This window comes from Comamonas fluminis (assembly GCF_019186805.1).
Classification (GTDB): Bacteria; Pseudomonadota; Gammaproteobacteria; order Burkholderiales; family Burkholderiaceae_C; genus Comamonas; species Comamonas fluminis.
Genome location: NZ_CP066783.1, coordinates 2,549,045 through 2,576,035 on the forward strand (window position 1 = coordinate 2,549,045; position 26,991 = coordinate 2,576,035).

The window sequence follows — 26,991 nt, forward strand, 5'->3', positions numbered from 1 at the left end:
ATTGTTAAGGATTTCAAGCCCTGTTGTGCGGAATCAATGACTTAGGCCAAAAACCACGGTCAAACCCTGATAAATAAAGCGCTCGCCGCTATGAAATTAAGTAGCGAGCGCTTCAGGGATTTGCGCGGCACGCACACCGCGCCATTCATCAGTCGTAAACCACCTTGACCTGGCCCGAGCCGACCGAGCCAAACCAGGCCGCCAGCGCGGCGTCTGAGGGGTAGAAGCGGCTGCTCTCGCCCAGCGCCAGCTCGCAGCTGGCCGAGCCGCGCTGGTCGCGGCAGATCAGATCCAGCCGCACCTTCACACCGTGGTGAATATTGCCGTTCTCGGTTTCTTCCACCTTGGCCGGGAACTGGCGCAGCAGCGCCGGCACATCGGGCATGTGTTCGCCCACGCTGACCTGCAGATAGCGGGCAAAGCGGCAGCGTGCATCGGCCAGACTCCACGCCTGCTGCACCTTCATGCGCAGGCCGCCGCTGAAGCGATCGGGCTGCAGACGGCCTGAAACGACGACAAATTCGTCTTCCTTGAGCACATCCGCGCAAAGGGCCATGGTTTTTTCGTCGATGGAGGCTTCAATCGTGGCCGATTTATCGTCCAGCGCAAAAATACTGAGCTTGCCGCGCTGGCCGTTGATGGTGCGCAGCCCGCTGATGATGCCTGCCATGACCTGGGGCTCGCGGCTGTCGCGCATCTCGCCAATGGGCGTGCGCACAAAGCGCCGCACCTCGGTTTCCACCTCATCGAACAGGTGCCCGGTCAGGTAAAAGCCAATGGCCGTCTTTTCCAGCGTCAGCTTTTCCTTCACGCCCCAGGGCAGTACATCGGCCATGGGTGGCTCTGCCGTGCTGGAGCCCAGGGCATCGTCGCCCATCATGTCGAACAGACCGCCCTGGTCGGCATTGGCAATCGAGGTTGCCGCAAAGCCAAACGCGGTATCCAGCGTGGCCAGCAGCGAGGCGCGGTTCATGTCGATGTTGTCGAACGCACCACCCTTGATGAGCGCTTCCACCGTGCGTTTGTTGAGCTTGCTGCGATCCACGCGCAGACAGAAGTCAAACAGGCTCTTGAACGGGCCTTTTTCATGGCCGTTGGGACCCGTGCCCTCGCCGTTACGCGCAGCCACTATCGCTTCGATAGCAGCCTGCCCTGTCCCCTTAATGGCTCCAAGGCCATAACGTATGACTTTATCGGTCACCGGCTCAAAACGGTGCACGCCGCGGTTCACATCGGGCATCTCGAAAGTGATGCCCTGCTTGAGCGCGTCTTCGTACAGCACCTTGAGCTTGTCGGTGTTGTCCATTTCCACGGTCATATTGCCGCAGTAGAACTCTGCCGTGTAGTGAACCTTGAGCCAGCCCGTGTGATAGGCCAGCAACGAGTAGGCCGCCGCGTGCGACTTGTTGAAGCCGTAGCCCGCGAACTTTTCCATCAAGTCGAAAACTTCGTCGGCCTTGGCTTCGTCCAGCCCGTTCTTGGCCGCGCCTTCCCGGAAGATCATCCGGTGCTTGGCCATTTCCTCGACTTTTTTCTTGCCCATGGCGCGGCGCAGCAAGTCGGCGCCGCCCAGCGAGTAACCGCCCAGCACCTGGGCGGTCTGCATCACCTGCTCCTGATAGACCATGATGCCGTAGGTCTCGGACAGCACGGGTTCCACCAACGGATGCGGGTATTCCACCACCTCCTTGCCGTGTTTACGGGCAATAAAGGTGGGAATCAGGTCCATGGGGCCGGGACGGTACAGAGCGTTCAGGGCAATCAGGTCTTCTAGGCGCGAGGGCTTGGCTTCCTTGAGCATCTGCTGCATGCCGCGCGATTCAAACTGGAAGACGGCTTCGGTCTTGCCTTCCTGGAACAGCTTGTAGGTCGGATAGTCGTCCAGCGGAATGTTCTCAAACTGGAAGTTCTCCTGGCCCTTGTGGCGCTTCATGATGAATTCGCGCGCAATTTCCAGAATCGTCAGCGTGGCAAGGCCCAAGAAGTCGAACTTCACTAGGCCGACGGCTTCCACGTCGTCCTTGTCATACATGGCCACGGCTGAGGTACTGCCGGGCTGCTGATACAGCGGGCAGAAATCAGCCAGCTTGCCCGGCGCAATCACCACACCACCGGCGTGCATGCCGATATTGCGGGTCATACCCTCCAGGCTTTGCGCCATCTCGATCAGGGTCTTGACGTCTTCCTCGCGCTCAATGCGCTCGGCCAGAATCGGCTCTTCCTTGATGGCGTAGGTGTATTTATCGCCTTCCTTGGGCGGATTGGGCGGGTACTTGAGCGTGACGTGCAGACCCGGCTTGTTCGGGATCAGCTTGGAGATGCCGTCGCAAAACGTATAGCTCATGTCCAGCACGCGGCCCACGTCGCGGATGGCGGCGCGCGCCGCCATGGTGCCGAAGGTCGCAATCTGGCTCACCGCATCGCGGCCATAACGCTGCTTGACGTACTCAATCACCCGGTCGCGGTTCTGCTGACAGAAGTCCACGTCAAAGTCAGGCATGGAAACGCGTTCCGGGTTCAGAAAGCGCTCGAACAGCAGGTTGTATTCCAGCGGATCAAGGTCGGTCACCTTGAGCACATAGGCCACCAGCGAGCCAGCGCCCGAGCCACGGCCCGGGCCCACCGGGCAGCCATTGCCCTTGGCCCATTTAATAAAGTCCGACACGATCAGGAAGTAGCCCGGGAAACCCATCTGCATGATGGTGTTGAGCTCGAACTCCAGCCGCTCCACATAGCGCGGACGCTCAGCCTCGCGCTTGGCCGCATCGGGATACAGGTGAGTCAGGCGCTCATCCAGGCCGTGGTAGGACTCATGGCGGAAGAACTCGTCCATAGTCATGCCATCGGGCACAGGGAAGTTGGGCAGTTGCGGGTTGCCCAGCACCAGCGTCAGGCTACAACGGCGGGCAATTTCCACCGTGTTTTCAATGGCGCTGGGAATGTCGGCAAACAGCTGCTCCATCTCGGCAGCGGTCTTGAAGTGCTGATCGCGCGTGAATTTGCGCACGCGCTTGGCGTTGCCAAGGATTTCGCCCTCGGCAATGCAGACCCGCGCCTCGTGTGATTCGTAGTCGTCCGGCTTGAAGAACTGGATGGGGTGCGTGGCCACCACGGGCAGATTCAGGCGGCTGGCCAGCTTGACGGCAGCCGTCACATGCGACTCATCATCGGCGCGGCCACAGCGCTGCAGCTCGATATAGAAGCGGTGCGGGAACATGGTGGCTAGGCGCTGGGCAATCTCGGCAGCGCCCTTTTCATCACCACGGGTCAGGGCAATACCCACAGGGCCGGCCTGCGCGCCGGAGAGCACGATAAGCCCCTCGCCCAGCTCCTGCAGCCATTCCCACTTGTGCTGCGCCTGGTCCTTGACCACGCCGCGCGTCCAGCCACGGGCCAGCAGCTCGGCGATGTTGTGATAGCCAAGCTTGCTTTGCACAAGCACGATGATGCGCGAGGCAGGCGCGTCTCCCACGCCCTCCATGACGATTTCGGCGCCCAATACGGGCTTGACGCCCTTGGCGCGACCTTCGCGGTAGAACTTGATACCGCCAAAAAGGTTGTTGAAGTCAGTGATGGCCATCGCCACCTGCCCGTCTTCGGCGGCAGCCTTGATCAGGGCATTGACGCGGTTGGTTCCGTCAACGACGGAAAATTCTGTGTGCAGGCGCAGGTGGACAAACATGGGCGCTATTGTAGAAAGAGCGACTCGCCCCTGCCCGCTCAATGACTCTGCAATTGGCTCAAACGGTAAAGACTGGCCCAAGTGACGACGCGCAGCAACATCAGCCCATTACAATGCCTTGCTTCCGGTCCCCCATTGTGCTGGTGTATGGTGTAGGTTTTACGCCCTCTCACAGTGCCTGACCGGCCTGTTCTACTTCCAGCCAATGTTTGTCAGAAAACTGTCCACCATGCCGCGTATTTCACTGACTCTAGTTCCTGCCGTGTTAGTTGCCGCTGCCCTGGCAGGCTGCTCCAGCACCAAGGACGACCCAACGGCAAAGTGGACACCCGATCGCATCTACACCGAAGCGCGTGACGAATCCTCTTCCGGCGCCTACGACAAGGCCGTGCCACTGTTTGAAAAGCTGGAAGGCCGTGCCGCCGGTACGCCTCTGGCCCAGCAGGCCCAGCTGGAAAAAGCCTATGCCCAGTACAAGGGTGGTGAAAAAGTGCAGGCTCTGGCCACGCTGGACCGCTTCATGAAGCTGCACCCCGCCAGCCCCGCCATGGATTACGCCCTGTACCTCAAAGGCCTGACCAACTTCAACGACAACCTGGGCATGTTCGGCTGGCTGACCCGCCAGGACTTGTCCGAGCGTGACCAGAAGGCCGCCAAGGATTCGTTTGAGTCGTTCCGCGAGCTGGTTACGCGCTTTCCCGAATCGAAATACGCTGAAGACTCCCGCCAGCGCATGCAGTACATCGTGAACTCGCTGGCCCAGTACGAAGTTCACGTGGCCAAGTACTACTACAGCCGCGGCGCCTATGTGGCGGCCATTGCACGCTCGCAAGCCGCCATCAAGGACTACCAGAACGTACCCGCCGTGCGCGACGCCATGGTGGTGCTGGTCAAGTCCTATGACGCACTGGGCATGACCCAGCTGCGTGACGATGCCCAGCGCGTGCTGGAGACCACCTACGCCAATAACTCTGAGCTGAAGTACAGCAAGGAAGAGAAAAAGTCCTGGTGGAAGCTCTGGTAAGAAACACCAAGCGCTCTTGCGGCGCCTGATGTTTGAGGGCTGCAAGCTTTCCCATCGCGAGGAACTTGCAGCCCTCGGTGTTTCAAGCCTCTGAAATTGCAGTCTCTCAAGCCCCTGGCCCTCTGCCTTGGGCAAGATCATCAAGGGCTTGCTCAAACGCTGGCTGCCCGCCCAGCAGCCGCATCGGGGGCAATGCGGCCACCAGCTCTGCGCCATAGCTCATGCTGATCAGGCGTGTATCGCAGACCACCAGCACTCCCCTGTCGGTTTCACTGCGAATCAAACGGCCCGCCCCTTGCTTGAGCGCCATGGCTGCCTCGGGCAGCATGTAATCGTGAAACGCAGTTCTGCCCACAGATTCCAGACGTCTGGAGCGCGCTTCCACCAGAGGGTCGTCCGGCGGCGGAAATGGCAGCTTGTCGATGACTACCAGTTGCAGCACGTCCCCGGGCAAATCGACCCCTTCCCAGAAAGTGGCTGACGCCACCAGAATGGCGCCGCGCTGAGAGCGCACCGAGCCTGCGACCATGAAGCGCTCGACCAGCGCCAGCTTGGGCGCTTCCCCTTGCACCAGAACATCGAGTTCGGTGAACAGCCCCAGAGAGGCGCGCAGGGCTTCGCTGATGGCCTGCAAGGCCCTGAGCGTGGTGGTCAGCACCAGAGTGCGCCCGCCTATGCGCTGGGCTGCATCCAGCACCAGTTGCGCCACCTGCTGGCTGTGCTGGGCGCTGCCTGCAGCAACAAAAGGATGCGGCACATACAGCCCGGCGTGACTGGGGTAGTCAAAGGGGCTGTCCACCGTCAGCACCCTGGCACCGCGCAGGCCGCAGGGCTCGGTAAACCAGCTCAGCTGTGCATCGCTGCCCAAAGTGGCTGAGGTAAAAATCCAGCTCTTGCGCTCATGGGCATTTCGCTGATCGCTATCTATTTCTTCATCTTCCCCCACATTGCGACGCAGCAGCCGCTCGCGCATGATGCGGGCAATCGACAGTGGCGACTCCAGCATGCGCAAATGCAGCCGCCCCACTTCCAGCCAGCGCACCGAGTCTTCATCGGCTGCCCCGGCAAAGCGGGCCAGCCGGGTCAGCAGCTCACTGCCGCGTTCGTACAGACGCTGCAAATCAGCGGCCATGGCCTCCATGGCTGCCAGCGGCAGGAGCAAGGCCCGCAGGCTCTGGCCCAGCCTCACCAGCGCCGCCCGCCACAGCGCGGCATCCAGCCCCTGCGGCGTGACGGCCGGCCAGGGCAGCCGCCCGCCCGCGGGAATATCGCCGGCCTGCAGGCGCAGCTCGCGCACGGCCTGCTCCAGCGTGGCGCACAGCACCAGCCAGTCGGCCATGCCACGCGCATGTTCCTGGGTCACGCGAAGCGCATCCCGGGCGTAGCCAATCAGTTGCTGGCTCGATAGCGCATCGCCCGCGAACTGCACGCCCGTGTCGTTGAGCTGATGGGCCTCATCCACCACCACTACACCCGTGCTGGGCAGCAGTTGCGCCATGCCGGAGTCCCGCACGTCCAGATCGGCAAACAGCAGGTGATGGTTGATAACCACCACATCGGCCTGCAGCGCCTGCTGGCGTGCCTGGTTGACGTGACAGCCTTGCCAGTGCGGGCAGTCCGAGCCCACGCAGTTGTCACGGGTCGATGTCACCAGCGGCACGACAGCAGAGCGCTCATCCAGCGCTGTCATCTCTGCCATGTCGCCGGTGGTGGTGATTCTGGCCCAGCGCTCCACATCAGCTACCTGGCGCAGCACCTGCGGATCTTGCGGCGCGGTACGGCCCTGGCGCACCCGATCCAGCCGCTCAAGGCACAGGTAGGCCGAGCGCCCCTTGAGCCGCGCCATGCGCAGCGGCAAGCCCAGGCCATGCACCAGACGCGGGAGATCGCGGGCAAACAGCTGATCCTGCAGCGCCTTGGTCGCCGTAGAGACCAGCACGCGCTGGCCACTGTAGAGCGCAGGCACCAGATAGGCATAGGTCTTGCCCACACCGGTGCCAGCCTGCGCCACCAGCACAGCGCCGTCTTCAATCGCCTGAGCCACGGCCATGGCCATCTGCGTCTGCCCGGCTCGCGGGTGAAACGCAGGTTCGGCCACAGACAGTGCACCATCCGGGGAAAAAGCGGCTGCCACCGCGTCCGACAATTGACTCAAGACGATTTTTCACTTTCCAGTCCCACACAGCGCACCGACCGGCGGGCGATAAAATACGGGACTTACAGATACACGTATTACAAGCTTTACATGTCACCCAACTACCGTATCCAGGCTGCCACAGGCATTCACCGTGGAGACCGGGAGTACCAGCAAGACCAGGTCCTGCTGATGGCCCACCCTTATGCCAAAGGCTGCATTCTGGGTGTGGTGGCGGATGGCATGGGCGGACGCAGCGGCGGCCGCAAGGCCTCAGACCAGGTCATGCTGACTGCACGCCAGCTGTTCGAGCGATTCGAGCCTGCCCATGAAGACTGCGCCCGCATGCTGCGCACCATTGTGCAGGATGCGCACACCGTCATCCGGCTCACGGCCATTGCTGCGGAGCAAGAGCCGCACAGCACCATCGCTGCGTTTGTTGTTTTGCCCGACGGTGTCTGCCACTTCATGCATTCGGGCGACTCGCGGCTGTATCACTTTCACGGCCAGCAGCAAATGCATCGCAGCAAGGACCACTCCTATGTGCAGGCACTGGTTGACCGTGGCGACATCACTGACGAGCAGGCTCAGAACCACCCCCAGTCCAATATTTTGCTGGGCTGTCTGGGTGCCGCCACAGCTCCGCCGATGGAGCACCATGTCATCGCCAAGCTCCAGCCCGGTGACAGCCTGATGGCCTGCTCGGACGGCGTCTGGCACTACTTCACCGCCCAGGAGCTGGGGGCTGTGCTGGAGGCGCTCTCTCCACGCGAAGCCTCGCAGTTTCTGATCGAAAAAGCGCGCCTGCGCTCCAATGGCGGCGGTGACAATCTGTCGCTGGCCATTCTCAAGCTCGAAGCTGCAGCCGCCAACTGACTGATTGCACAAAAAAAGACGCAAGCCCTTGATAGGATTGCGTCAGCAGCAATTATTTTGATAGCACTAATCGTGCTTGCCGTGTCTGCCGTTCTTACGGTGCTGGTGCGGGCAAGGGCGCTGCTTTCTTGCCGCCCTCCTGCGCCTTTTTCAGCATGCTGGCCTTGTGCGCCTCGGCTTCCCTGAGCTTGGCTTCGTGATCGGCCCGGGCCTTGGCTTCGCGCTCGGCACGGCCCTGATCGGCCTGGGCACGATTTTGCTCATGGCGGCGCACATAGTCGCTTTGTCTGGCTGCGCGCTGCTGCGCCTCCGTCTGGCGCTGTGCACGCGCGGCCTCTTCATCCACCGCAGGCTTGGCGCCTGAGCCCTGAGGGCCTGGCGCAGAGCGAGGCGTCTTGTCGCGCTGCTGCGCCTTCATGGGCACAGCAGCATTCTCAGCTTTCTTCTCTTCGATGGTTTTAAGGCGCTCAGCCGCTTTTTCCTTGCGCTCCACCTCGTTGATCTGCAGCTCTCGCGCACGCAATGGTGCATCTTTTTCGCGGGCAGCCGCCCGGGCATCAGCCAGGCAGCCTTCCACCGCAAACTTCTGATAGCAGAGCTTTTCGTCTTCTAGGCTCTGGTGCTCAATCATGCTGCGCTTGGCCTGAATCTCTTTTCGCTCTGCTTCCCACTCTTTGCGCAGGCGTTCACGCTCTTTGTCCTGAGCCACTTTTTTCGCCTGTTTGGCATCCGCACTCCCCGCTGGCACTGCCGGTGCAGCGGATGCCGGAGCGGGCACGGGCGGCGTGGATGGTGCAGATGGCGTCGCAAGCGCAGAACCCGCCACGCACAAAGCAGCCAGCGACAGCGCCGCAGTGCGGCCACTGCGTTCAAGAGAGGCAGAAATCAAAGCAGAGAGTTTGGACATCTTCATGAGCGATATACGGGCCATAGGGGGACCATAGGGGCCATACAGGGGCACACAGGGCATAAGCCCAACAGCCACATCTTAAAACTCCCGCAGCACCATTCAGGTCAACCGGGTGTCCACCACACGGCGCTCCAGTGCCAGATATTCCTTGGAGCGCATCTCGTTCAGACGCGAGACCGTGCGCGGGAATTCGTGGGCCAGCGGGCCTTCGGTGTAGATTTTCTCGGGCGGTACGGCCGCTGAGATGATGAGTTTGACGTGGCGGTCATACAGCACGTCCACCAGCAGCGTAAAGCGCCGCGCAGCCGATGCCATGTTGACATGCAGTTCCGGCACATCCGACAGCAAGATGGTGTGAAACTGCGTGGCAATTTCCAGATAGTCATTCTGCGAACGCGGGCCACCGCACAGTTCGCGGAAATCAAACCAGATCATGCCGCCCGCACGGCGCTTGGCCGCAATCTGGCGGGTCTCGATCTGCATCACCGGCTCTTCGTCATGCGCTTCTGCTAGGCGGTTGAAGGTTTCCTCCATCTCGGCATCGGCCTCAGCACCCAGCGGGCAGTGGTAGAGCTTGGCGTCTTCCAGCGTGCGACGGCGGTAGTCGGTGCCGTTGTCCACGTTCACCACTTCCATGCGCTCCTTGAGCAGCGCAATCGCGGGCAGGATACGGTCACGGTGCAAGCCGCCGGGGTAAAGCCCGTCTGGCTCGAAGTTGGAGGTGGTGACAAAGCCCACGCCGTTGGCAAACAGCGACTCCAGCAGCTTGTAGAGAATCATGGCATCCGTGATGTCGGAGACATGGAATTCGTCAAAGCAGATCAGCTTGTACTTCTTGGCAATCTTGGCACCCAGCGCATCCAGCGGATTCTGCGTGCCTTGCATCAGGTGCATCTCGCGGTGCACCTCGCGCATGAATTCGTGAAAGTGCAGGCGCACCTTGCGCTTGATGGGCACGGCATTGAAGAAGCAGTCCATCAGAAAGCTCTTGCCGCGCCCCACACCGCCGAACATATAGACACCCTTGGGCAGATCGGGGTGGTTGATCAGTTTCTTGAGTGCATTGGAGCGCTTGCCCTTGTACACCGTCCACTCGTCGGCACAGCGCTGCAGCGCCTCGACAGCTCGCAGTTGCGCGGGATCGCTTTTGAAACCCTTGGCGGCCAGTTCTGCCTCGTAGGCCTGTTTTACATTCACCGTCTTGTCTCCAGATGCTCAAAAAACAATAGCTGCTAGCGCTTATGGACTAAGCGATAGCAGCCATTTTGTTCTGAATTCTAAAAGAAACTTCAGCTTGCGCGCCGACACATCACAGCCATGTCATAAGTCTGCGCGCAAGACTGAAAAAACTTTAGAAGTTCAAAGTGCGCTTGTCCACGGCCAGGGCCGCTTCCTTGGTGGATTCGGACAGCGATGGGTGTGCGTGGCAGATGCGGGCAATGTCTTCGCTCGATGCCTTGAACTCCATGGCCACCACGGCTTCAGAGATCAGCTCGGACACCATGGGGCCCACCATGTGCACGCCCAGGATTTCGTCGGTCTCAGCATCCGCCAGGAACTTCACCATGCCGGTGGTATCGCCCAGTGCGCGTGCGCGACCGTTGGCCAGGAAGGGGAAAGTGCCAGCCTTGTACTTCACGCCATCGGCCTTCAGTTGCTGCTCGGTGCGGCCCACCCATGCCACTTCAGGGCTGGTGTAGATCACGGAAGGCAGCGTAGCGAAGTTCACGTGACCGTGCTGGCCCGCAATGCGCTCGGCCACGGCCACAGCCTCTTCTTCGGCCTTGTGCGCCAGCATGGGGCCACGCACCACGTCGCCCACCGCCCACACGCCTGGCAGATTGGTCTTGCACAGGTCATCCACCACAATGCAACCGCGCTCGTCCAGGGCCAGGCCCACGGCTTCAGCGTTCAGGCCATTGGTGTTGGCAGTACGGCCAATGGAGACAATCAGCTTGTCCACTTCCAGCGACACGGCTTCGCCCTTGGCGTTGGTGTAGGCAACGGACACGCCCTTCTTGCCAACCTTGACTTCGCCAACCTTCACGCCCAGCTCGATCTTCAGACCTTGCTTGTCGAAAGCCTTCTTGGCTTCCTTGGCGATTTGCTCGTCCACGGCGGGCAGGAACTTGTCCATGCCTTCGAGCACGGTCACTTCCGTGCCCAGACGGCGCCAGACCGAACCCATTTCCAGGCCGATCACGCCGGAACCGATCAGACCCAGCTTCTTGGGCAGCTTGCCCAGGCTCAGAGCGCCGTCGTTGGACAGGATGTGCTCTTCGTCGAAAGGCACGCCAGGCAGTGCACGGGCGTTGGAGCCTGTGGCCACCACGATCTGCTTGCCGGTGATGGTTTCTTCTTCCTTGCCAGCCACCTTGATTTCGTAGCCGCCTTCAACAGCCTTGACGAAGGAGCCACGGCCGTGGAAGAAAGTGACCTTGTTCTTCTTGAACAGGTACAGGATGCCGTCGTTGTTCTGCTTCACGATCGCTTCCTTGCGACCGATCATCTTGGCCACATCCATCTCGACCTTGCCGGTGGAGATGCCGTGGTCAGCAAAGTGCAGCTTGGCATGCTCGTAGTGCTCGGAAGACTGCAGCAGCGCCTTCGAGGGGATGCAACCCACGTTGGTGCAAGTGCCGCCAGGAGCAGCGCCGCCAGCGGCGTTCTTCCACTCGTCGATACAGGCGACGTTGAAACCCAGTTGTGCAGCACGGATGGCAGCGATATAGCCGCCGGGGCCTGCGCCGATCACGACGACGTCAAATTGCTTGCTCATGATTCAAATCTCTTGGTGTTGGGTACTTAAAAAACCCACCGCAGGGCTGCGTGGCCAAGGGTGGGTTTAGCTCATCTCAGATCGTCTGAAACTACTTCAGTTCACTGCGCCTGAACTTGCGCGGCACATGCCAGCGGCAGCCGCGCAAGGGCCGCCCCGCCGCGCTGGCTGCGTCCCCCTACCCGAATTGCAAGGCAATTCGAGAGAAGGGGGAAGGCGCGCAGCGCCACAGGGGGTTGGCTCATGTTTACAGGTCAAACAGGAGGCGGGAAGGATCTTCCAGCGCGTCCTTCATGGCCACCAGGCTCAGCACGGCTTCGCGGCCGTCGATAATGCGGTGGTCATAAGACATGGCCAGATAGTTCATGGGGCGAACCACCACTTGACCGTTTTCGACCACAGCGCGGTCCTTGGTGGCGTGCACGCCCAGGATGGCGGACTGAGGGGGGTTGATGATGGGGGTGGACATCATCGAGCCGAAAGTACCGCCATTGGAGATGGAGAAGGTGCCGCCAGTCATTTCGTCAATGCCCAGCTTGCCTTCCTTGGCCTTCTGACCGAATTCGGCAATCTTCTTTTCGATGTCGGCGAAGCTCATCTGGTCTGCATTGCGCAGGATGGGCACCACCAGACCGCGAGGCGAGCTCACAGCGATACCGATGTCGAAGTAGCCGTGATAGACGATGTCGTTGCCGTCGATCGAGGCGTTCACTGCGGGGAACTTCTTCAGGGCGTGCACAGCCGCCTTGACGAAGAAGGACATGAAGCCCAGCTTCACGCCATGTTCCTTGGTGAACTGGTCCTGGAACTTCTTGCGCAGGTCCATCACAGGCGCCATGTTCACTTCGTTGAACGTGGTCAGGATGGCGTTGGTCGCTTGCGATTGCAGCAGACGCTCGGCAATACGGGCACGCAGACGTGTCATGGGCACGCGCTGCTCAGGACGGTCACCCAGCTCTTCCTTAGAAGCAGGAGCTGCCACCTGAGGCAGAGCCGCCTTGGGAGCGCCAGTGGGGATGGAGGAGCCAGCCTTGATGGCACCCAGGGCGTCGCCCTTGGTCACGCGGCCGTCCTTGCCTGTGCCAGCCACGTTGGCGGCGGACAGGTTGTTGTCGGCCAGGATCTTGGCAGCAGCGGGCATGGCCACACCGCTCTTGTCGGCGCTGGCGGCAGGTGCTGCAGCGGCAGGAGCCGAAGCAGCGGCTGCCGGGGCAGCAGCAGGCGCAGCGGCGCCAGCCACGGCGTCAGTGTCGATCTTGGCGATCAGTTGCTCGGCGGTAACGGTTGCGCCGTCGCCTTGCAGGATTTCGGTGATCACACCAGCCGAGGGAGCGGGCACTTCCAGCACGACCTTGTCGGTTTCCACTTCGATGAGGATTTCATCGACAGCGACAGCCTCGCCAACCTTTTTCTTCCAGGTCAGCATGGTGGCTTCAGTGATGGATTCGGACAGCTGAGGAACTTTGACTTCAACGATGGCCATTTTGATTCTTTCCAAAAAGTGTTTTGTCTGATACGTGTGCGAACGTAGATAAAGGGGTTACTGCCTTACTTGGTCAGGACAAAACCCTTGAGCTTGGCGAATGCGCCTTCCACCAGTGCCTTTTGTTGCTCTTGGTGCAGATGCGAGTAGCCCACAGCTGGCGATGCGGACGCAGCGCGACCGGAGTAGCCCAGCTTCTGGCCTTCACGCATGTTTTCGTGAATATTGTGCTGGATGAAGAACCAGGCACCCTGGTTCTGTGGCTCATCCTGGCACCACACGATGTCAGTCGCGTTAGCGAACTTCTTTACTTCAGCAGCGAATGCCTTGTGAGGGAAAGGATACAGCTGCTCGACGCGGATGATGGCCACGTCCTTGCTTTCCTTCTCTGCGCGCTTCTTGACCAGGTCGTAGTACACCTTGCCCGAGCAGGCAATGATGCGCTTGACCCTGGCGGCGTTCTTGACCACGGCTTCGTCCTGCTCGGGAATCACGGTCTGGAAACCGCCATTCGTGAACTCGGACAGAGGCGATGTCGCATCCTTGTTACGCAGCAGCGACTTGGGCGTGAAGATGACCAGAGGCTTGCGCAGGTTGCGAACCATCTGGCGACGCAGCACGTGGAAGATCTGGCTGGCCGTTGTGGGCTGCACGATCTGCATGTTGGCGTCAGCGGCCAGCTGCATGAAACGCTCCAGACGCGCCGAGCTGTGCTCAGGACCCTGACCTTCGTAGCCGTGAGGCAGCATCAGTGTCAGGCCATTGATACGGCCCCACTTCACTTCGCCGGAGGCGATGAACTGGTCGATCACCACTTGAGCGCCGTTGGCGAAGTCGCCGAACTGAGCTTCCCAGATCACCAGAGTGTTGGGGTCGTTCGATGCATAGCCGTACTCGAAGCCCAGCACTGCCTCTTCGGACAGGATGGAGTCAATGACGGTGAAGTCAGCCTGATTGTCAGCCACATTCTGCAGAGGAATGTAGGTGCCTTCGTCCCACTTTTCACGCTTTTGGTCGTGAATCACAGCGTGACGGTGTGTGAAGGTGCCGCGGCCCGAATCTTCACCCGACAGGCGCACGGGATAGCCGGAAGCCACCAGAGAGCCCAGAGCCATGGTTTCGCCCATGCCCCAGTCCACGTTCACATCACCACGGCCCATGGCAGCGCGGTCGTCATAGACCTTCTTGACCAGAGCGTGAGGATTGACGGTGGCAGGCAGCGTGGTGATCTTGTCGGCCAGACGCTTCCACTCGGTCAGAGGAATCGCAGTATCGCCAGCATCGGTCCAGGTCTTGCCCACGAAGGGGCTCCAGTCCACGGCGTACTTGCTCTTGAAGTTGGTCAGCACCACTTCCTGAGTGTGACGGCCTTCGTCCATGGCAGCGCGGTAGGCCTTGACCATGTCGTCGCCCAGCGTTTCGCCCAGACCCTGGGTGGCCAGCTTGTCTGCGTACAGCTTGCGCGTGCCGGGGTGGGCACCAATCTTCTTGTACATCAGAGGCTGTGTCAGAGCGGGAGTATCCTGCTCGTTGTGGCCCAGCTTACGGAAACAGACGATGTCCACGACCACGTCCTTGGAGAATTCCATACGGAAGTCCAGGGCCAGCTGCATCGCCAGACACACGGCTTCGGGATCATCACCGTTCACGTGCAGAACTGGAGACTCCACCATCTTCACGATGTCCGTGCAATAGGTGGTCGAGCGCAGGTCGCGGGGGTCAGAGGTGGTGAAACCGATCTGGTTGTTGATGATGATGTGAACCGTACCGCCTGTGGTGTAGCCACGGGTTTCGGACAGTGCCAGGGTTTCCTGGTTCACGCCCTGACCAGCGAAGGCCGCGTCACCGTGCACCAGCACGGGCAGCACTTGCTTGCCCTGAGGGTCATCACGACGGTCCATGCGCGAGCGCACCGAACCTTCGACCACGGGGTTCACGATTTCCAGGTGGGAAGGGTTGAACGCCAGCGACAGGTGCATGGGGCCGCCCTTGGCGGACACATCAGAGCTGAAGCCCTGGTGGTACTTCACGTCACCAGCAGGCAGATCTTCTGGGGCTGTGTGATCGAACTCGGCGAACAGGTCCTTGGGCATCTTGCCCAGGGTGTTGACCAGCACGTTCAGACGGCCACGGTGAGCCATGCCGATGACCACTTCCTGCACGCCCTTGGCGCTGGCGGAGTTGATCAGTTCGTCCATCGCTGCGATGAAGGATTCACCACCTTCCAGCGAGAAGCGCTTCTGGCCCACGTACTTGGTGTGCAGATAGCGTTCCAGGCCTTCGGCCGCTGTCAGGCGGTCCAGAATGCGCTTCTTTTCTTCGGCGTTGAAAACGGGCTTGGAGCGAATCGACTCCAAGCGTTGCTGCCACCAGCGCTTCTGGTTCTGGTCGGTGGCATACATGTACTCAGCACCCATGGTGCCGCAGTAGGTCTCGCGCAGCGCATTGAGCAGCTCGCGCAGAGTCATGGAATCCTTGCCGAAGAAGGTATTGCTGGTGTTGAACACCACTTCCTGGTCGGCGTCGGTGAAGCCGTAGAAAGAAGGCTCCAGCTCGGGGATTTCGGGGCGCTCAGTGCGTTTGAGGGGGTCGAGATCAGCCCAGCGCTGACCCACGTTGCGGTAAGCAGCAATCAGCTGCTGCACTGCGGTACGCTTGCGACCCAGTTCGGAGTCTGCGCCCGAAGCGACAACAACCTTGGTGCCGCCCTGCTTTGCACGTTCGGCAAAGGCGTTGATGACAGGCAGGTGAGGAATGTCTTTGGAATCTGTACCGTCGACTGCAGGCACGTGCTGCAGTGCGTCGAAGTATTCACGCCACGAATCCGGCACGCTGCCAGGATTGGCCAAATAGCTTTCGTACATCTCTTCGACATAGGGGGCATTGCCGCCGAAGAGGTAAGTATTGCCTTGATAGGCTTTGTAAACCGATGACTGATCGCTCATCTTGCGCTGACCTCCGCTTTCCTTCAGAAAGCATTAGCTGGTTTGTGGAACCTTCCGCGACACGGCTGTACCGATTGGCGGATGCGACTGTGGCTAGGGAAGGGCCTTGAGTTGCTGGCGCCATTGTGCCACTGTTCGAGCACTCACTCTTATAAAAGACCATATGTTTACGTTCGCAAGCCTCGCTTACATTGGGCAGGCCCTCTAAACAAGGAAAACCATGCCACTTTTGCCTCTGCACAAACGCAGCTTCATTCTTCTTTTGATAGCAGTCACCGCCGCATTCATCTGGGTTCTCTCGGAATATTCCATGGCAATCTTTTGGGGGGTTGCCTTTGCCATCGTCTTCGCGCCCTTCCACAAACGCGTTGTTGCGCGCATGCCCAACAAGCCCACTCTGGCCGCGATCCTGACTTTGCTTCTCAGTCTTTTCGTCGTCATCTTGCCGCTGGTGCTCATCAGCCTCTCGCTGGTCAAGGAAACCTCTGCCATCTACGAGCGCATCAATAGTGGCAACACCTCGTTTGGCAGCTATCTGCAGCAAATCTTTGACGCCCTGCCCAGCTGGATGACACCGTGGCTGGAAAAGCTGCACCTGGGAACGCTGGAGGAATTGCAAACAAAGCTGTCCAATATTGCGCTGCAGGCCAGCAAGCTGGCGGCCAGCAAGGCCGTGGGACTGGGCCAGAACACGCTGGGCTTTGTCGTGGGCTTCGGCGTGATGCTTTATCTGATGTTCTTTCTGCTGCGCGACGGCAAATCGCTGATTGAACGCATCTGGCGCGCAACCCCGCTGGCACCTGACCACAAGCGTGAACTGGCCATCAAATTTGCCACCGTAATCCGCGCCACCGTCAAAGGCAATCTGGCCGTTGCCGCGGCCCAGGGCGCACTGGGCGGCCTGATTTTCTGGATTCTGGGCATTCAGGGCCCGGTGCTGTGGGCCGTGGTCATGGCGTTTCTGTCCCTGTTGCCCGCCGTAGGCGCAGGTCTGGTCTGGGGGCCGGTGGCCATCTATTTTCTGGCCACTGGCGACACCACCAAGGGTCTGGTCCTGGCCGCCTATGGCACGCTGGTGATCGGCTTTGTGGACAACATGCTGCGCCCGCTGCTGGTTGGCAAAGACACCAAGATGCCTGACTACATTGTGCTGATCTCCACTCTGGGCGGCATGGCCGTCTTCGGGCTGACCGGCTTTGTTCTGGGCCCGGCGATTGCGGCCCTTTTCATGGCCACCTGGGCTATGTTTGCCGAGATGCAGGAGCAGGATGAAGCGACCTGGACCGCCGAGCACGCGGAGTTAGCCCGCAAGCAAGAAGTGGCCACACCCGAGCCCTTGCCCGCTACCACAACCAGCACGCCTCCTTTGCCTGCAGACGCTTCCAGCGAAAGCCCAGAAAACGAAAAATTGCAGTCACCCGACCAAAAACAAGGCTAGAGCGCTGAAATCCGCCACCAATTTCCCCAACTCGCCTAATTCCTGCAAGCGCGACTAGCTATAAATTTTGATGATCGGCATCATTGAAATTTCAAAAGATGCTGACATTCACGAATTTACTGTCAAAGGCGCACGGCTGAGGTCAGGAATTAAGGGATTGTTATCTGGGCCAATTGGTGACCAAACCGTAAAATTTGCTTTCACACAAAGCGTTATTTCGAAAAGGTACCCCACAATGGTCCAATTCTCCAGACGCCAGTTCATGAAAGTGACTGGTTCGACTCTGGCGGGTTCCAGCCTGGCGCTGATGGGTTTCTCACCCACAGCCGCTCTGGCCGAGGTGCGGCAGTACAAACTGTCCGCCACCACCGTGACCCGCCAAACCTGCACCTACTGCTCTGTAGGCTGCGGCATCTTGATGTACTCCCTGGGCGACGGCGCCAAAAACGCGCATCTGTCCGTGATGCACGTGGAAGGCGACCCGGATCATCCGGTCAATCGCGGCACACTGTGCCCCAAGGGTGCATCGCTGCTGGACTTCGTTCACAGCCCCAACCGTCTCAAGTACCCCGAGTACCGCGCTCCTGGCTCCAGCGAGTGGAAGCGCATCTCTTGGGATGAGGCGCTGACTCGCGTTGCCAAGCTCCTCAAGGACGACCGCGACGCCAACTTTGTCGAAAAGAACGACAAGGGCCAGACGGTCAACCGCTGGCTGACCACCGGCATGCTGGCCGCTTCGGCCGCCAGCAATGAAGCCGGATACATCACGCACAAAGTGGCCCGTTCCTGGGGCCTTCTTGCACTCGATAACCAAGCACGTGTCTGACACGGCCCGACGGTGGCAGGTCTTGCCCCGACGTTTGGCCGTGGAGCGATGACGAACCATTGGGTCGACATCAAGAACGCGGACGTTATTTTGGTGATGGGCGGCAATGCCGCTGAAGCACACCCTTGTGGTTTCAAGTGGGTGACCGAAGCGAAGGAGCACAACAAGGCTCACTTCATGGTGGTCGATCCGCGCTTTAACCGCTCTGCATCCGTAGCTGATTTCTATGCCCCTATTCGTTCGGGCTCGGACATCGTGTTCCTGGGTGGTGTGATCAATTACCTGCTCACGAACGACAAGATTCACCACGAGTATGTGAAGAACTACACGGACTTCACCTTCATCGTGCGCGAAGACTTTGCGTTCAACGACGGCATCTTCTCGGGCTACAACCCCGAAAAGCGCACCTACGAAAAGGGTTCGTGGGACTACGAGATGGGCGACGATGGCTTTGCCAAGGTTGACCCGACTCTGCAGCACCCCCGTTGCGTCTTCCAGCTGCTCAAAAAGCACTACGAGGGCTATACCCCTGAAAAGGTCGAGAGCATCTGCGGCACACCCAAGGAAAAATTCCTGCACGTGTGCGAGAAGCTGGGATCGACGGCTGTGCCAGGCCGCTCGGCCACGATGATGTATGCCCTGGGCTGGACCCAGCACACCATCGGCGCCCAGATTCTGCGTACCGGCGCCATGATCCAGCTGCTGCTGGGCAATATCGGTATTGCTGGCGGCGGCATGAACGCGCTGCGCGGCCACTCCAACATTCAGGGCCTGACGGACCTGGGTATTCTGTCTGCTTCGCTTCCTGGGTACCTGACGCTGCCAAACGAAGCCGAACAGGACTACGGCCAGTACATCGCCTCGCGCACGCCCAAGGCATTGCGTCCCGGCCAGATGAACTACTGGGCCAACACACCCAAGTTCCACGTCAGCCTGATGAAGGCATGGTGGGGCCCTGCAGCCACAGCCGAAAACAACTGGGCTTTCGACTACCTGCCCAAGCTCGACAAGCAGTACGACATGCTGCAGATCTTCGAGATGATGACGCAGGGCAAGGTCAACGGCTACATCGCACAGGGCTTCAACCCGCTGGCGGCTCTGGCCAACAGTAACAGCGTGCGCGAAGGCCTCAAGAAGCTCAAGTTCCTGGTCATCATGGACCCGCTGACGACTGAAACGTCCGAGTTCTGGAAGAGCCATGGCGAGTTCAACGATGTGGATTCCGCATCGATTCAGACCGAGGTGTTCCGTCTGCCAACCACCTGCTTCGCTGAAGAAGATGGCGCGGTGGTCAGCTCCTCGCGCGTGCTGCAGTGGCACTGGAAGGCTGCAGAGCCCCCAGGAGAAGCCAAGACCGACATCGCCATCATGTCGGCCCTGCACCTGCGCCTGAAGGCCCTGTACCAGAAGGAAGGCGGCAAGTTCCCCGAGCCCATCACCAACCTGTACTGGCCCTACGCTCAGGCGGCTCACCCCTCCTCCGAGGAAGTGGCCAAGGAGTACAACGGCCGCGCACTGGTGGACCTGTTTGACCCCAAGGACCCCACCAAGCTCATCCGCAAGGCGGGCGAACAGTTGGGCGGCTTTGGCGAAATGCGCGACGACGGCACCACCCTGGGCGGATGCTGGATCTGGGCTGGCGCCTGGACTTCGTCCGGCAACCAGATGGCCCGCCGCGACAACAGCGACCCTACCGGTATCGGCAATACGCTGAACTGGGCCTGGGCATGGCCGGCCAACCGCCGCATTCTGTACAACCGTGCATCGTGCGACCGCGAAGGCAAGCCTTTCAACCCCGAGCGCGTTCTGATCAAGTGGAATGGCAAGACCTGGGGCGGCCCGGATGTACCCGATATGGGTCCAACCATGCCTCCGGAGACCACCGATCCGTTCATCATGAACCCCGAAGGTGTGGCTCGTCTGTTTGCACGCAAAGGCATGGCCGAAGGTCCGTTCCCAACGCACTACGAAGCGTTTGACAACCCGCTGGGATACAACCCCATGTATCCCGAAAACAAGCTGGCCGTCAGCAGCCCCGTGATGCGTATCCTGGCAACCGCCAAGGACACCATGGGCGCCCCCAAGGACTACCCGCATGTCGGCACGACCTATCGCCTGACCGAGCACTTCCACTACTGGACCAAGCACGTTCACCTGAACAACATCGTTCAGCCTGAGCAGTTTGTGGAAATTGGTGAAGCGCTGGCCAAGGAACTGGGTATCGAAACCGGTCAGCAGGTCAAGGTCAGCTCCAAGCGTGGCTTTATCAAGGCTGCAGCCGTGGTGACCAAGCGCATCAAGCCCATGAAGATTGACGGCAAAACCGTCCATCACGTGGGTGTGCCAATTCACTGGGGCTTCTCTTCACAGGGGCGCAAGGGCTATCTGGCCAACAATCTGACAGCCTCGGTGGGTGACGGTAACAGCATGACCCCTGAATCCAAGACCTTCCTCGTGAAGGTAGAAAAGATCTAAGGAGCAGCTGATGTCATCAACCATGTCTTTAGATATCAAGCGCCGTTCGGCCACCACCACTCCCGCGCCCAGCGGGCGCGAAGCGCACGCAGGCGAAGTGGCCAAGCTGATCGACGTCTCCAAGTGCATTGGCTGCAAGGCTTGCCAGACAGCTTGCATGGAGTGGAACGACCTTCGTGACGAAATCGGCACCGCCGCAGCCGGCGTCTATGACAACCCGACGGATCTGACGTCGGAGTCGTGGACCGTGATGCGGTTTACCGAGTACGAAAACGAAGCGACCGGCAATCTGGAATGGCTGATCCGCAAGGACGGCTGCATGCACTGCGAGGACCCAGGCTGCCTGAAGGCCTGCCCCTCGCCAGGCGCCATCGTCCAGTACGCCAACGGCATCGTGGACTTCCAGCAAGACCAGTGCGTGGGCTGCGGCTACTGCGTCACGGGCTGCCCGTTCAACATTCCTCGCATCTCCAAGAAGGACAAGAAGGCATACAAGTGCACCTTGTGCTCGGATCGCGTGGCTGTTGGCCAGGAACCTGCCTGCGTCAAGACCTGCCCTACCGGCGCCATCCAGTTTGGCACCAAGGAAGCCATGAAGGAACACGCTGCGCACCGCGTCGTGGACCTCAAGGAACGCGGCTACGAGCAGGCGGGTCTCTACGACCCGCAAGGTGTGGGCGGCACCCACGTGATGTACGTGCTGCATCACGCGGACAAGCCTTCGCTGTACAAGGGCCTGCCGGATGATCCATCCATCAGCCCCATGGTGGCGCTGTGGAAGGGCGTGGCTAAGCCTCTGGCGCTGGCAGCCCTTGGCGCAGCGGCCGTTGGCAGCTTCTTCCACTACATCACCAAGGGCCCTCTGGAAGTACCCGAGGAGCTGGAAGAGGAAGAAAACCGTGCAGCCAAGCGTGAGGAGGACCGCACATGACCAGCCGCAAATCTCGTGACATCGTGCGCTACACGGCCAGCGAGCGCGTCAACCACTGGGTAGTGGCCATCAGCTTTGTGCTGCTGGCTCTGTCCGGTCTGGCGTTCTTCCACCCCTCGTTCTTCTTCATGACGAACCTGTTCGGTGGCGGCCCCTGGACCCGCATCCTGCACCCCTACATCGGCGTCATCATGGCCGTCGGTTTCCTGCTGATGTTCTTCCGCTTCTGGCAGCTGAACATCATCAAGGACCGCGATGTGGAATGGCTCAAGAATGTCGGCGCACTGGTCAACGGCGAGCATGAAAAAATGCCTCCCGTTGAAAAGTACAACGGCGGCCAGAAGGTCTTGTTCTGGCTGCTGGTGCTGTGCATGCTGGGCCTGACGGTGACGGGTGTGCTGATGTGGCGCGCCTGGTGGAATCTGCCTGTGACCGTGGTTCGCATCGGCTCACTGGTGCATGCCATCAGCGCCTTTGGCCTGATCGGCCTGATCATTGCCCACATCTACGCCGCCATCTGGACCAAGGGCACCATCCGTGCCATGACCCGTGGCACCGTGACCCGCGCCTGGGCACGCTTCCACCACCCCTTGTGGTTCCGCAAGGTTACCGGCGAAGACAAGTAATTGTCCTGACCGGCTTCAGGCCTAGCGCCTGAATGGAGCCGCCGTCCCCCATCATGGTGGTCGGCGGCCATTTATTTTTGGGAATGAATATGCAACGCATCCTCCAACCCGGTGAAATCGAAGCGCTGGACCACACCAGCTTTCCCCGTGTTCTGCTGCCCCAGGCTGGCAGCCTGTTCGCCGAGCGTGCAGCGCGTCTGCGTCAACTGGCCAATGGCAACCCCATTGCCGACTATCTGCAGTTTGTGGCGCAGATCATGGATGCGCAGCACAAGGCTGCCGCCCTTGTCGACATTGCGCCTGCCGATGCCGAAATCATCGCCCGCTCGCAGCAGCACTCCATGCCGCTGCTGCCCGCCGTCGACCATATCGACCCCGCATGGCAGTCTGTTCTGAACAATATGCTGGACAGCCTGGAAGGCGGCGCCGACGCGCTACCCGCACCGCTGCAGCCTCTGCTCAAGGAACTGCGCGCCCTGCCCGCTGAAACACGCAACGACATCGCCAAAAAGCTGCTGCAAAAAGAAGTGGCAGCCCGCCATATCGGCATGGCCCCCTTCATCATGGCCGCCCTGCAAGTCGTGTTCACCAAGCGTGCGGCCAGCATTGCCCTGCATGATGTGCCCATGACCGACCCGGCCAGCATCTGCCCCATCTGCGCCTGCGAGCCTGTTGCCAGCGTCATCCGCATTGGCGGCAAAATGGCCGGCCACCGCTATCTGCACTGCGGCACCTGCGCCTGCGAGTGGCAGATGGTTCGCGTCAAATGCTCGCACTGCGAGTCCACCAAGGGCATCCACTACCAGGGCGTAGAGGGTTCTGGCGAGACCGTGCTGGCCGAAACCTGCGACGAATGCGGCTGCTACCGCAAAATCGTGAATCAGGAAAAAGACCCCATGGCCGACCCGCTGGCCGATGATCTGGCCAGCCTGATGCTGGACCTGCTGATGAGCGAGACCTCTTTCCAGCGCGCCAGCGCCAACCCCCTGCTGTTTGTGGCCGTCGCCGAAGAGCAGCAAGGCGATCTGGACAACTCCCTGATCGACCCCGCGGCCTGAACACCGCACCACACACGCCCGGAGCCACCGTGCCCTGGGCCACAATGCAAGGGCGGCGGAATGCTTTTCTGCCGCCCTTTTCTTTCGTCACACCATCATTTTTGTAGCATCCTGCGCAGTGCCCTGCTGCGCCTGGACCTGAAACATGTCAGAAATTACGCACCCGTCCCAGTTGCCCGCCGTTGACAAGCTTTTGCTGCAAAAGCCCATGGAAGCCCTGCGCCAGAGCTATGGGCTGGATGCTTGCACGCGGGCCGTGCGCGAGGTGCTGGCCCAGACGCGCAGCCGCGTTCTGGCAGGCGAAGCCATTACAGCCACACCCGCTGATCTGATTGCACTGGCCGAGCAGCAACTGAAAAAGCAGTTTGCCCCCAGACTGCGCCCCGTCTTCAACCTCACCGGCACCGTGTTGCACACCAACCTGGGCCGCGCCCTGCTGCCCCAGGCCGCCATTGATGCCGTGGTGCAAGCCATGAGCGCGCCCGCCAATCTGGAATACGACCTGGAAGACGGCAGCCGCGGCGACCGTGATGATCTGGTGGAGTCGCTGATCTGCGAGCTGACGGGCGCGGAAGCTGCCACCATCGTCAACAACAATGCCGCCGCCGTGCTGCTGGTTCTGTCCACCCTGGCGCTGAACAAGGAAGTCATCGTCTCGCGCGGTGAACTGGTGGAGATTGGCGGCGCTTTTCGCATTCCCGATGTGATGACGCGTGCCGGTGCAAAGCTGGTGGAAGTTGGCACCACCAACCGCACGCATGAAAAAGACTATGCAGGCGCCATCACCGAAAACACTGCAGCACTGATGAAGGTGCACTGCAGCAACTACGCCATCAGCGGCTTTACCAAGTCGGTCAGCGACGCCGACGTGGCTGGTATTTCCCATGAAAAGGGTCTGCCCATGATCGTGGACCTGGGTAGCGGCACGCTCATCGATATGCGCGACTGGGGCCTTCCCTACGAGGTAACGGTGCGCGAAACCGTAGAGTCTGGTGCCGACATCGTCACCTTCAGTGGCGACAAGCTGCTGGGCGGTCCACAGGCCGGCATCATCGTGGGCAAGAAAGAGCTGATTGCCCAGATCAAGAAAAACCCGCTCAAGCGCGCCCTGCGCGTGGGCAAGATCACCATGGCTGCACTGGAGCCCACACTGCGCCTGTACCTCAACCCCGAAACCCTGGCGCAGGAGCTGACGACGCTGCGCCTGTTCACACGCAAAGCGGCCGATATGCAGGCCCAGGCCGAGCAACTGCTCGCGCCGCTGCAAGCCGCGCTGGGTGCGAACTTTGTGGTGGAGGTCGCGCCCATGACCAGCCAGATCGGCAGCGGCGCCCTGCCTGTAGAAAGCCTGCCCAGCTTTGGCCTGAAAATCTATCCCGCCAGCGGCAAACAGGCGGGCCGCCAGCTCAATCAGCTGGAGTCACGCTTTCGCGCCCTGCCCCGCCCCGTCATCGGCCGCCTGCGCGATGATGCCTACTGGCTGGACCTGCGTTGCCTGGAAGCTTTCGCCCAGGCCGAGTTCGTTCAGCAGTTTCCCCAGTTAACCTCCGCTTAGGACAGCTCCATGGCCCCAGCAGACCTTGACGACAGCGAAGACCGCCAGGTCGATGTGCACAGCGCCGAAGTGCCTGCTGGCATCAGGGCCGCAGCACTCTCGCGCTGGCAGCCGGGGCACAGCCTGTGGCGCTGCCCGCGCCTGTCGGCGCCGCGCGGCCCACTGGGCATTCTGGGCATAGGCCAGCGCAGCGTTGTCATCGAATGGTGGCAGCTTGATGCCGATGGGGATCTGGTGGAAGCCTACTGGGAAAAATAGAAAAACTGCCTTTTGCGCTTATCCATAAAGCGTTATTAGCTAGCATAAAGATAGTAAAAACAATGATTATTGGCACAGCAGGCCATATTGACCACGGCAAAACCACCCTGGTCGGCGCACTCACCGGCGTGGAGACAGACCGCCTCAAGGAAGAAAAAGCACGCGGCATTTCCATCGAACTGGGCTATGCCTACGCGCCGCTGGCCAACGGCGATGTGCTGGGCATTATTGATGTGCCCGGCCACGAAAAATTCGTGCACACGATGGCCGCCGGCGCCGTGGGCATTGACCATGCGCTGCTCGTCATTGCCGCCGACGACGGCATCATGCCGCAGACCATAGAGCACCTGGAAATTCTGCAACTGCTGGGTGTTCAGCAAGGCACGGTGGCGCTGACCAAGGTGGATCGCGCTGCCCGTGAGCGCATAGACGAAGTGCGCGCCGAAATCGAAGCCATTCTGTCAGTCACCGCTCTGGCCGATGCCCCCATCTTTGAAACCGCCGCCGCCCAGCCCAATGACCCCGGCGTCTGGGCCCTGCGCCAGCACCTCGATCTGCAAGCCCAGCAAATGCCCGCGCGGGCACGCGACGGGCTGTTTCGCCTGGCGGTGGACCGTGTGTTCACCCTCTCCGGGCAAGGCACGGTTGTGACCGGCACCGTCTTCAACGGCCAGGTCAAAGTGGGCGACACACTGATCCACTCCGCCACCGGCAAGCCCGTGCGCGTGCGCAGCATTCATGCGCAAAATCAGTCCAGCGACACAGGCGTTGCCGGCCAGCGCTGCGCGCTGAACCTGGCAGGCATTTCCAAAGAAGAAATCGAGCGCGGCGACTGGATGGCCGATGCACGGGTGCTGCAATCCACTGACCGCATCGACATCCACCTGCTGGCCGAAGCCCCGCCCCTGCAGCAATGGACGCCTGTACACGTGCATCTGGGCACCCGTCGCACCACAGCCCATATTGCGCTGCTGCAAGACGCGGCCATTGAGCCTGGCACCGAAGCCCGCGTGCAACTGGTGCTGGATGCACCCATGTTCACTGTGCCCGGCGACCGCTTGATTCTGCGCAACGCACAGGCCAGCCGCACCATTGCTGGCGGCATGGTGCTGGACCCCTATGCCCCCGCGCGCAAGCGCCGAAGCGCCGAGCGCATGGCCTATCTCGATGCGATGGAGCAACTCATCCGCCATCAGGACTTTGCCGCCCTGATTGCTCAAGCACCGCACGGCATTGCACTGTCGCAGTTGATGCGACTGAGCGGTCACGCCCTTGACTCCAGCAAGCCCGTGCCGGGCACCATCACCTTGCCTATCGGCAACGGCGATGCCCTGGTTCTGAACGAGCAACGCTGGCAAGCCCTGCAAAACCAGACGCTGCAGGCGCTGGAGCGCTTTCACGAAAAATCCCCCGACGAGCCCGGCGTCAACGCAGCACGCCTGCGCCGCATGGCCCTGCCCGGCCTGCAGCAAGCCGCGCATGATGCGCTGTACCAGGCCCTACTGGAAGCCCTGCTGGCCCAAAAGCTGCTGGCCAGCTCCGGGGCTTGGCTGCACCTGCCAGCACACAGCGTGCAGCTGTCAGATGCTGAACAGACACTGGCGCAAAAGCTGCTGCCCGCTATTGACGCAGGCCGCTACGACCCGCCCTGGGTGCGCGATCTGGCCCGCGACCATGGTGCGGGCGAAGAAGTGGTGCGCCAGCTGCTCAAAAAGCTCTCACGTCAGGGCCTGCTGTTTCAGGTGGTCAAAGACCTGTTCTACACGCCCTCTCGCATGGACGAACTGGCTGCTCTGACAGCCCAGCTGGCAGCAACCGCAAGCAACCACGAGGTGGAAGCCCGGGCCTTCCGTGACGCCACCGACCTGGGCCGCAAGCGCGCCATTCAGATTCTGGAATTCTTCGACCGCATCGGCTACACCCGCCGCGTGCGCGATGCGCATATGCTGCGCCCCGATGTGCAGTGGCAGACCTCCACATCACAGTAACGC

Annotated in this window: 17 protein-coding genes; 10 read left to right on the plus strand and 7 right to left on the minus strand. The window is 60.6% G+C overall.

The window, feature by feature from the left end; genetic code table 11:
* Positions 1-148 precede the first annotated feature (148 nt).
* Positions 149-3,682, minus strand: a complete 3,534-nt coding sequence (dnaE, locus tag JDW18_RS12020; RefSeq protein WP_218239697.1) for a DNA polymerase III subunit alpha — start codon at positions 3,680-3,682, stop codon at positions 149-151.
* Between the two features lie 229 nt (positions 3,683-3,911).
* On the opposite strand from dnaE, the gene JDW18_RS12025 reads away from it, so the two are divergent.
* The gene (locus tag JDW18_RS12025; RefSeq protein ID WP_218239698.1) at positions 3,912-4,706 is read left to right on the plus strand and encodes an outer membrane protein assembly factor BamD; all 795 of its coding nucleotides are present in this window, start codon (positions 3,912-3,914) and stop codon (positions 4,704-4,706) included.
* A gap of 106 nt (positions 4,707-4,812) precedes the next feature.
* Here the strand turns inward: JDW18_RS12025 and yoaA are convergent, their stop codons facing one another.
* The gene (yoaA, locus tag JDW18_RS12030; protein ID WP_218239699.1) at positions 4,813-6,861 is read right to left on the minus strand and encodes a DNA repair helicase YoaA; all 2,049 of its coding nucleotides are present in this window, start codon (positions 6,859-6,861) and stop codon (positions 4,813-4,815) included.
* A gap of 90 nt (positions 6,862-6,951) precedes the next feature.
* On the opposite strand from yoaA, the gene JDW18_RS12035 reads away from it, so the two are divergent.
* On the plus strand, positions 6,952-7,716 hold the full coding sequence (locus JDW18_RS12035; protein ID WP_218239700.1) for a PP2C family protein-serine/threonine phosphatase: 765 nt from the start codon (positions 6,952-6,954) through the stop codon (positions 7,714-7,716).
* Positions 7,717-7,810: 94 nt separating this feature from the next.
* On the opposite strand, the gene JDW18_RS12040 is transcribed toward JDW18_RS12035, so the two are convergent.
* The 5 genes from JDW18_RS12040 to JDW18_RS12060 form a co-directional block, all read right to left on the minus strand.
* Entirely contained in the window at positions 7,811-8,623 is an 813-nt protein-coding gene (locus tag JDW18_RS12040) for a hypothetical protein (protein ID WP_246609859.1), read from the minus strand.
* A gap of 102 nt (positions 8,624-8,725) precedes the next feature.
* Positions 8,726-9,823 carry a cell division protein ZapE gene (gene zapE, locus JDW18_RS12045; RefSeq protein ID WP_218239701.1) on the minus strand — a complete coding sequence of 366 codons (1,098 nt, stop codon included), beginning with the start codon at positions 9,821-9,823 and terminating at the stop codon, positions 8,726-8,728.
* 154 nt (positions 9,824-9,977) lie between these two features.
* Positions 9,978-11,405 carry a dihydrolipoyl dehydrogenase gene (gene lpdA, locus JDW18_RS12050; RefSeq protein ID WP_218239702.1) on the minus strand — a complete coding sequence of 476 codons (1,428 nt, stop codon included), beginning with the start codon at positions 11,403-11,405 and terminating at the stop codon, positions 9,978-9,980.
* Positions 11,406-11,652: 247 nt separating this feature from the next.
* Positions 11,653-12,888, minus strand: coding sequence for a 2-oxoglutarate dehydrogenase complex dihydrolipoyllysine-residue succinyltransferase (gene odhB, locus JDW18_RS12055; RefSeq protein ID WP_218239703.1), 1,236 nt, complete (start codon positions 12,886-12,888; stop codon positions 11,653-11,655).
* A gap of 65 nt (positions 12,889-12,953) precedes the next feature.
* A complete protein-coding gene (locus tag JDW18_RS12060) occupies positions 12,954-15,833 on the minus strand; it encodes a 2-oxoglutarate dehydrogenase E1 component (protein ID WP_218239704.1) in 2,880 nt (959 codons plus the stop codon).
* A 220-nt stretch (positions 15,834-16,053) separates the two neighbouring features.
* Between JDW18_RS12060 and JDW18_RS12065 the strand changes: the two genes are divergently transcribed.
* The 8 genes from JDW18_RS12065 (at position 16,054) to selB (ending at position 26,988) form a co-directional block, all read left to right on the plus strand.
* On the plus strand, positions 16,054-17,271 hold the full coding sequence (locus JDW18_RS12065; protein WP_218239705.1) for an AI-2E family transporter: 1,218 nt from the start codon (positions 16,054-16,056) through the stop codon (positions 17,269-17,271).
* A gap of 235 nt (positions 17,272-17,506) precedes the next feature.
* Positions 17,507-20,572 (plus strand): formate dehydrogenase-N subunit alpha, encoded by a 3,066-nt coding sequence (fdnG, locus tag JDW18_RS12070; RefSeq protein WP_218239706.1) that lies wholly within the window; start codon positions 17,507-17,509, stop codon positions 20,570-20,572.
* 10 nt (positions 20,573-20,582) lie between these two features.
* Positions 20,583-21,503 carry a formate dehydrogenase subunit beta gene (gene fdxH / locus JDW18_RS12075; RefSeq protein ID WP_218239707.1) on the plus strand — a complete coding sequence of 307 codons (921 nt, stop codon included), beginning with the start codon at positions 20,583-20,585 and terminating at the stop codon, positions 21,501-21,503.
* Complete coding sequence (locus JDW18_RS12080) at positions 21,500-22,129, plus strand: formate dehydrogenase subunit gamma (RefSeq protein ID WP_218239708.1); 630 nt, start codon at positions 21,500-21,502, stop codon at positions 22,127-22,129. The genes fdxH and JDW18_RS12080 overlap by 4 nt, the downstream gene beginning before the upstream one ends.
* An 89-nt stretch (positions 22,130-22,218) precedes the next feature.
* The gene (fdhE, locus tag JDW18_RS12085; RefSeq protein WP_218239709.1) at positions 22,219-23,187 is read left to right on the plus strand and encodes a formate dehydrogenase accessory protein FdhE; all 969 of its coding nucleotides are present in this window, start codon (positions 22,219-22,221) and stop codon (positions 23,185-23,187) included.
* A gap of 145 nt (positions 23,188-23,332) precedes the next feature.
* Positions 23,333-24,742 (plus strand): L-seryl-tRNA(Sec) selenium transferase, encoded by a 1,410-nt coding sequence (selA, locus tag JDW18_RS12090; protein WP_218239710.1) that lies wholly within the window; start codon positions 23,333-23,335, stop codon positions 24,740-24,742.
* Between the two features lie 9 nt (positions 24,743-24,751).
* The gene (locus JDW18_RS12095; protein ID WP_218239711.1) at positions 24,752-25,000 is read left to right on the plus strand and encodes a hypothetical protein; all 249 of its coding nucleotides are present in this window, start codon (positions 24,752-24,754) and stop codon (positions 24,998-25,000) included.
* Between the two features lie 62 nt (positions 25,001-25,062).
* The gene (selB, locus tag JDW18_RS12100) at positions 25,063-26,988 is read left to right on the plus strand and encodes a selenocysteine-specific translation elongation factor (protein WP_218239712.1); all 1,926 of its coding nucleotides are present in this window, start codon (positions 25,063-25,065) and stop codon (positions 26,986-26,988) included.
* Positions 26,989-26,991: the final 3 nt, after the last annotated feature.

What these genes read in the sequence shown, in the direction of transcription:
- odhB (WP_218239703.1), bottom strand. Translation starts at nt 12,888, where the DNA reads ATGGCCATCGTTGAAGTCAAAGTTCCTCAGCTGTCCGAATCCATCACT.
- selB (WP_218239712.1), top strand. Translation starts at nt 25,063, where the DNA reads ATGATTATTGGCACAGCAGGCCATATTGACCACGGCAAAACCACCCTG.
- dnaE (WP_218239697.1), bottom strand. Translation starts at nt 3,682, where the DNA reads ATGTTTGTCCACCTGCGCCTGCACACAGAATTTTCCGTCGTTGACGGA.
- JDW18_RS12065 (WP_218239705.1), top strand. Translation starts at nt 16,054, where the DNA reads ATGCCACTTTTGCCTCTGCACAAACGCAGCTTCATTCTTCTTTTGATA.
- JDW18_RS12080 (WP_218239708.1), top strand. Translation starts at nt 21,500, where the DNA reads ATGACCAGCCGCAAATCTCGTGACATCGTGCGCTACACGGCCAGCGAG.
- JDW18_RS12025 (WP_218239698.1), top strand. Translation starts at nt 3,912, where the DNA reads ATGCCGCGTATTTCACTGACTCTAGTTCCTGCCGTGTTAGTTGCCGCT.
- fdhE (WP_218239709.1), top strand. Translation starts at nt 22,219, where the DNA reads ATGCAACGCATCCTCCAACCCGGTGAAATCGAAGCGCTGGACCACACC.
- fdxH (WP_218239707.1), top strand. Translation starts at nt 20,583, where the DNA reads ATGTCATCAACCATGTCTTTAGATATCAAGCGCCGTTCGGCCACCACC.
- JDW18_RS12095 (WP_218239711.1), top strand. Translation starts at nt 24,752, where the DNA reads ATGGCCCCAGCAGACCTTGACGACAGCGAAGACCGCCAGGTCGATGTG.
- JDW18_RS12035 (WP_218239700.1), top strand. Translation starts at nt 6,952, where the DNA reads ATGTCACCCAACTACCGTATCCAGGCTGCCACAGGCATTCACCGTGGA.
- selA (WP_218239710.1), top strand. Translation starts at nt 23,333, where the DNA reads ATGTCAGAAATTACGCACCCGTCCCAGTTGCCCGCCGTTGACAAGCTT.
- JDW18_RS12060 (WP_218239704.1), bottom strand. Translation starts at nt 15,833, where the DNA reads ATGAGCGATCAGTCATCGGTTTACAAAGCCTATCAAGGCAATACTTAC.
- lpdA (WP_218239702.1), bottom strand. Translation starts at nt 11,405, where the DNA reads ATGAGCAAGCAATTTGACGTCGTCGTGATCGGCGCAGGCCCCGGCGGC.
- JDW18_RS12040 (WP_246609859.1), bottom strand. Translation starts at nt 8,623, where the DNA reads ATGTCCAAACTCTCTGCTTTGATTTCTGCCTCTCTTGAACGCAGTGGC.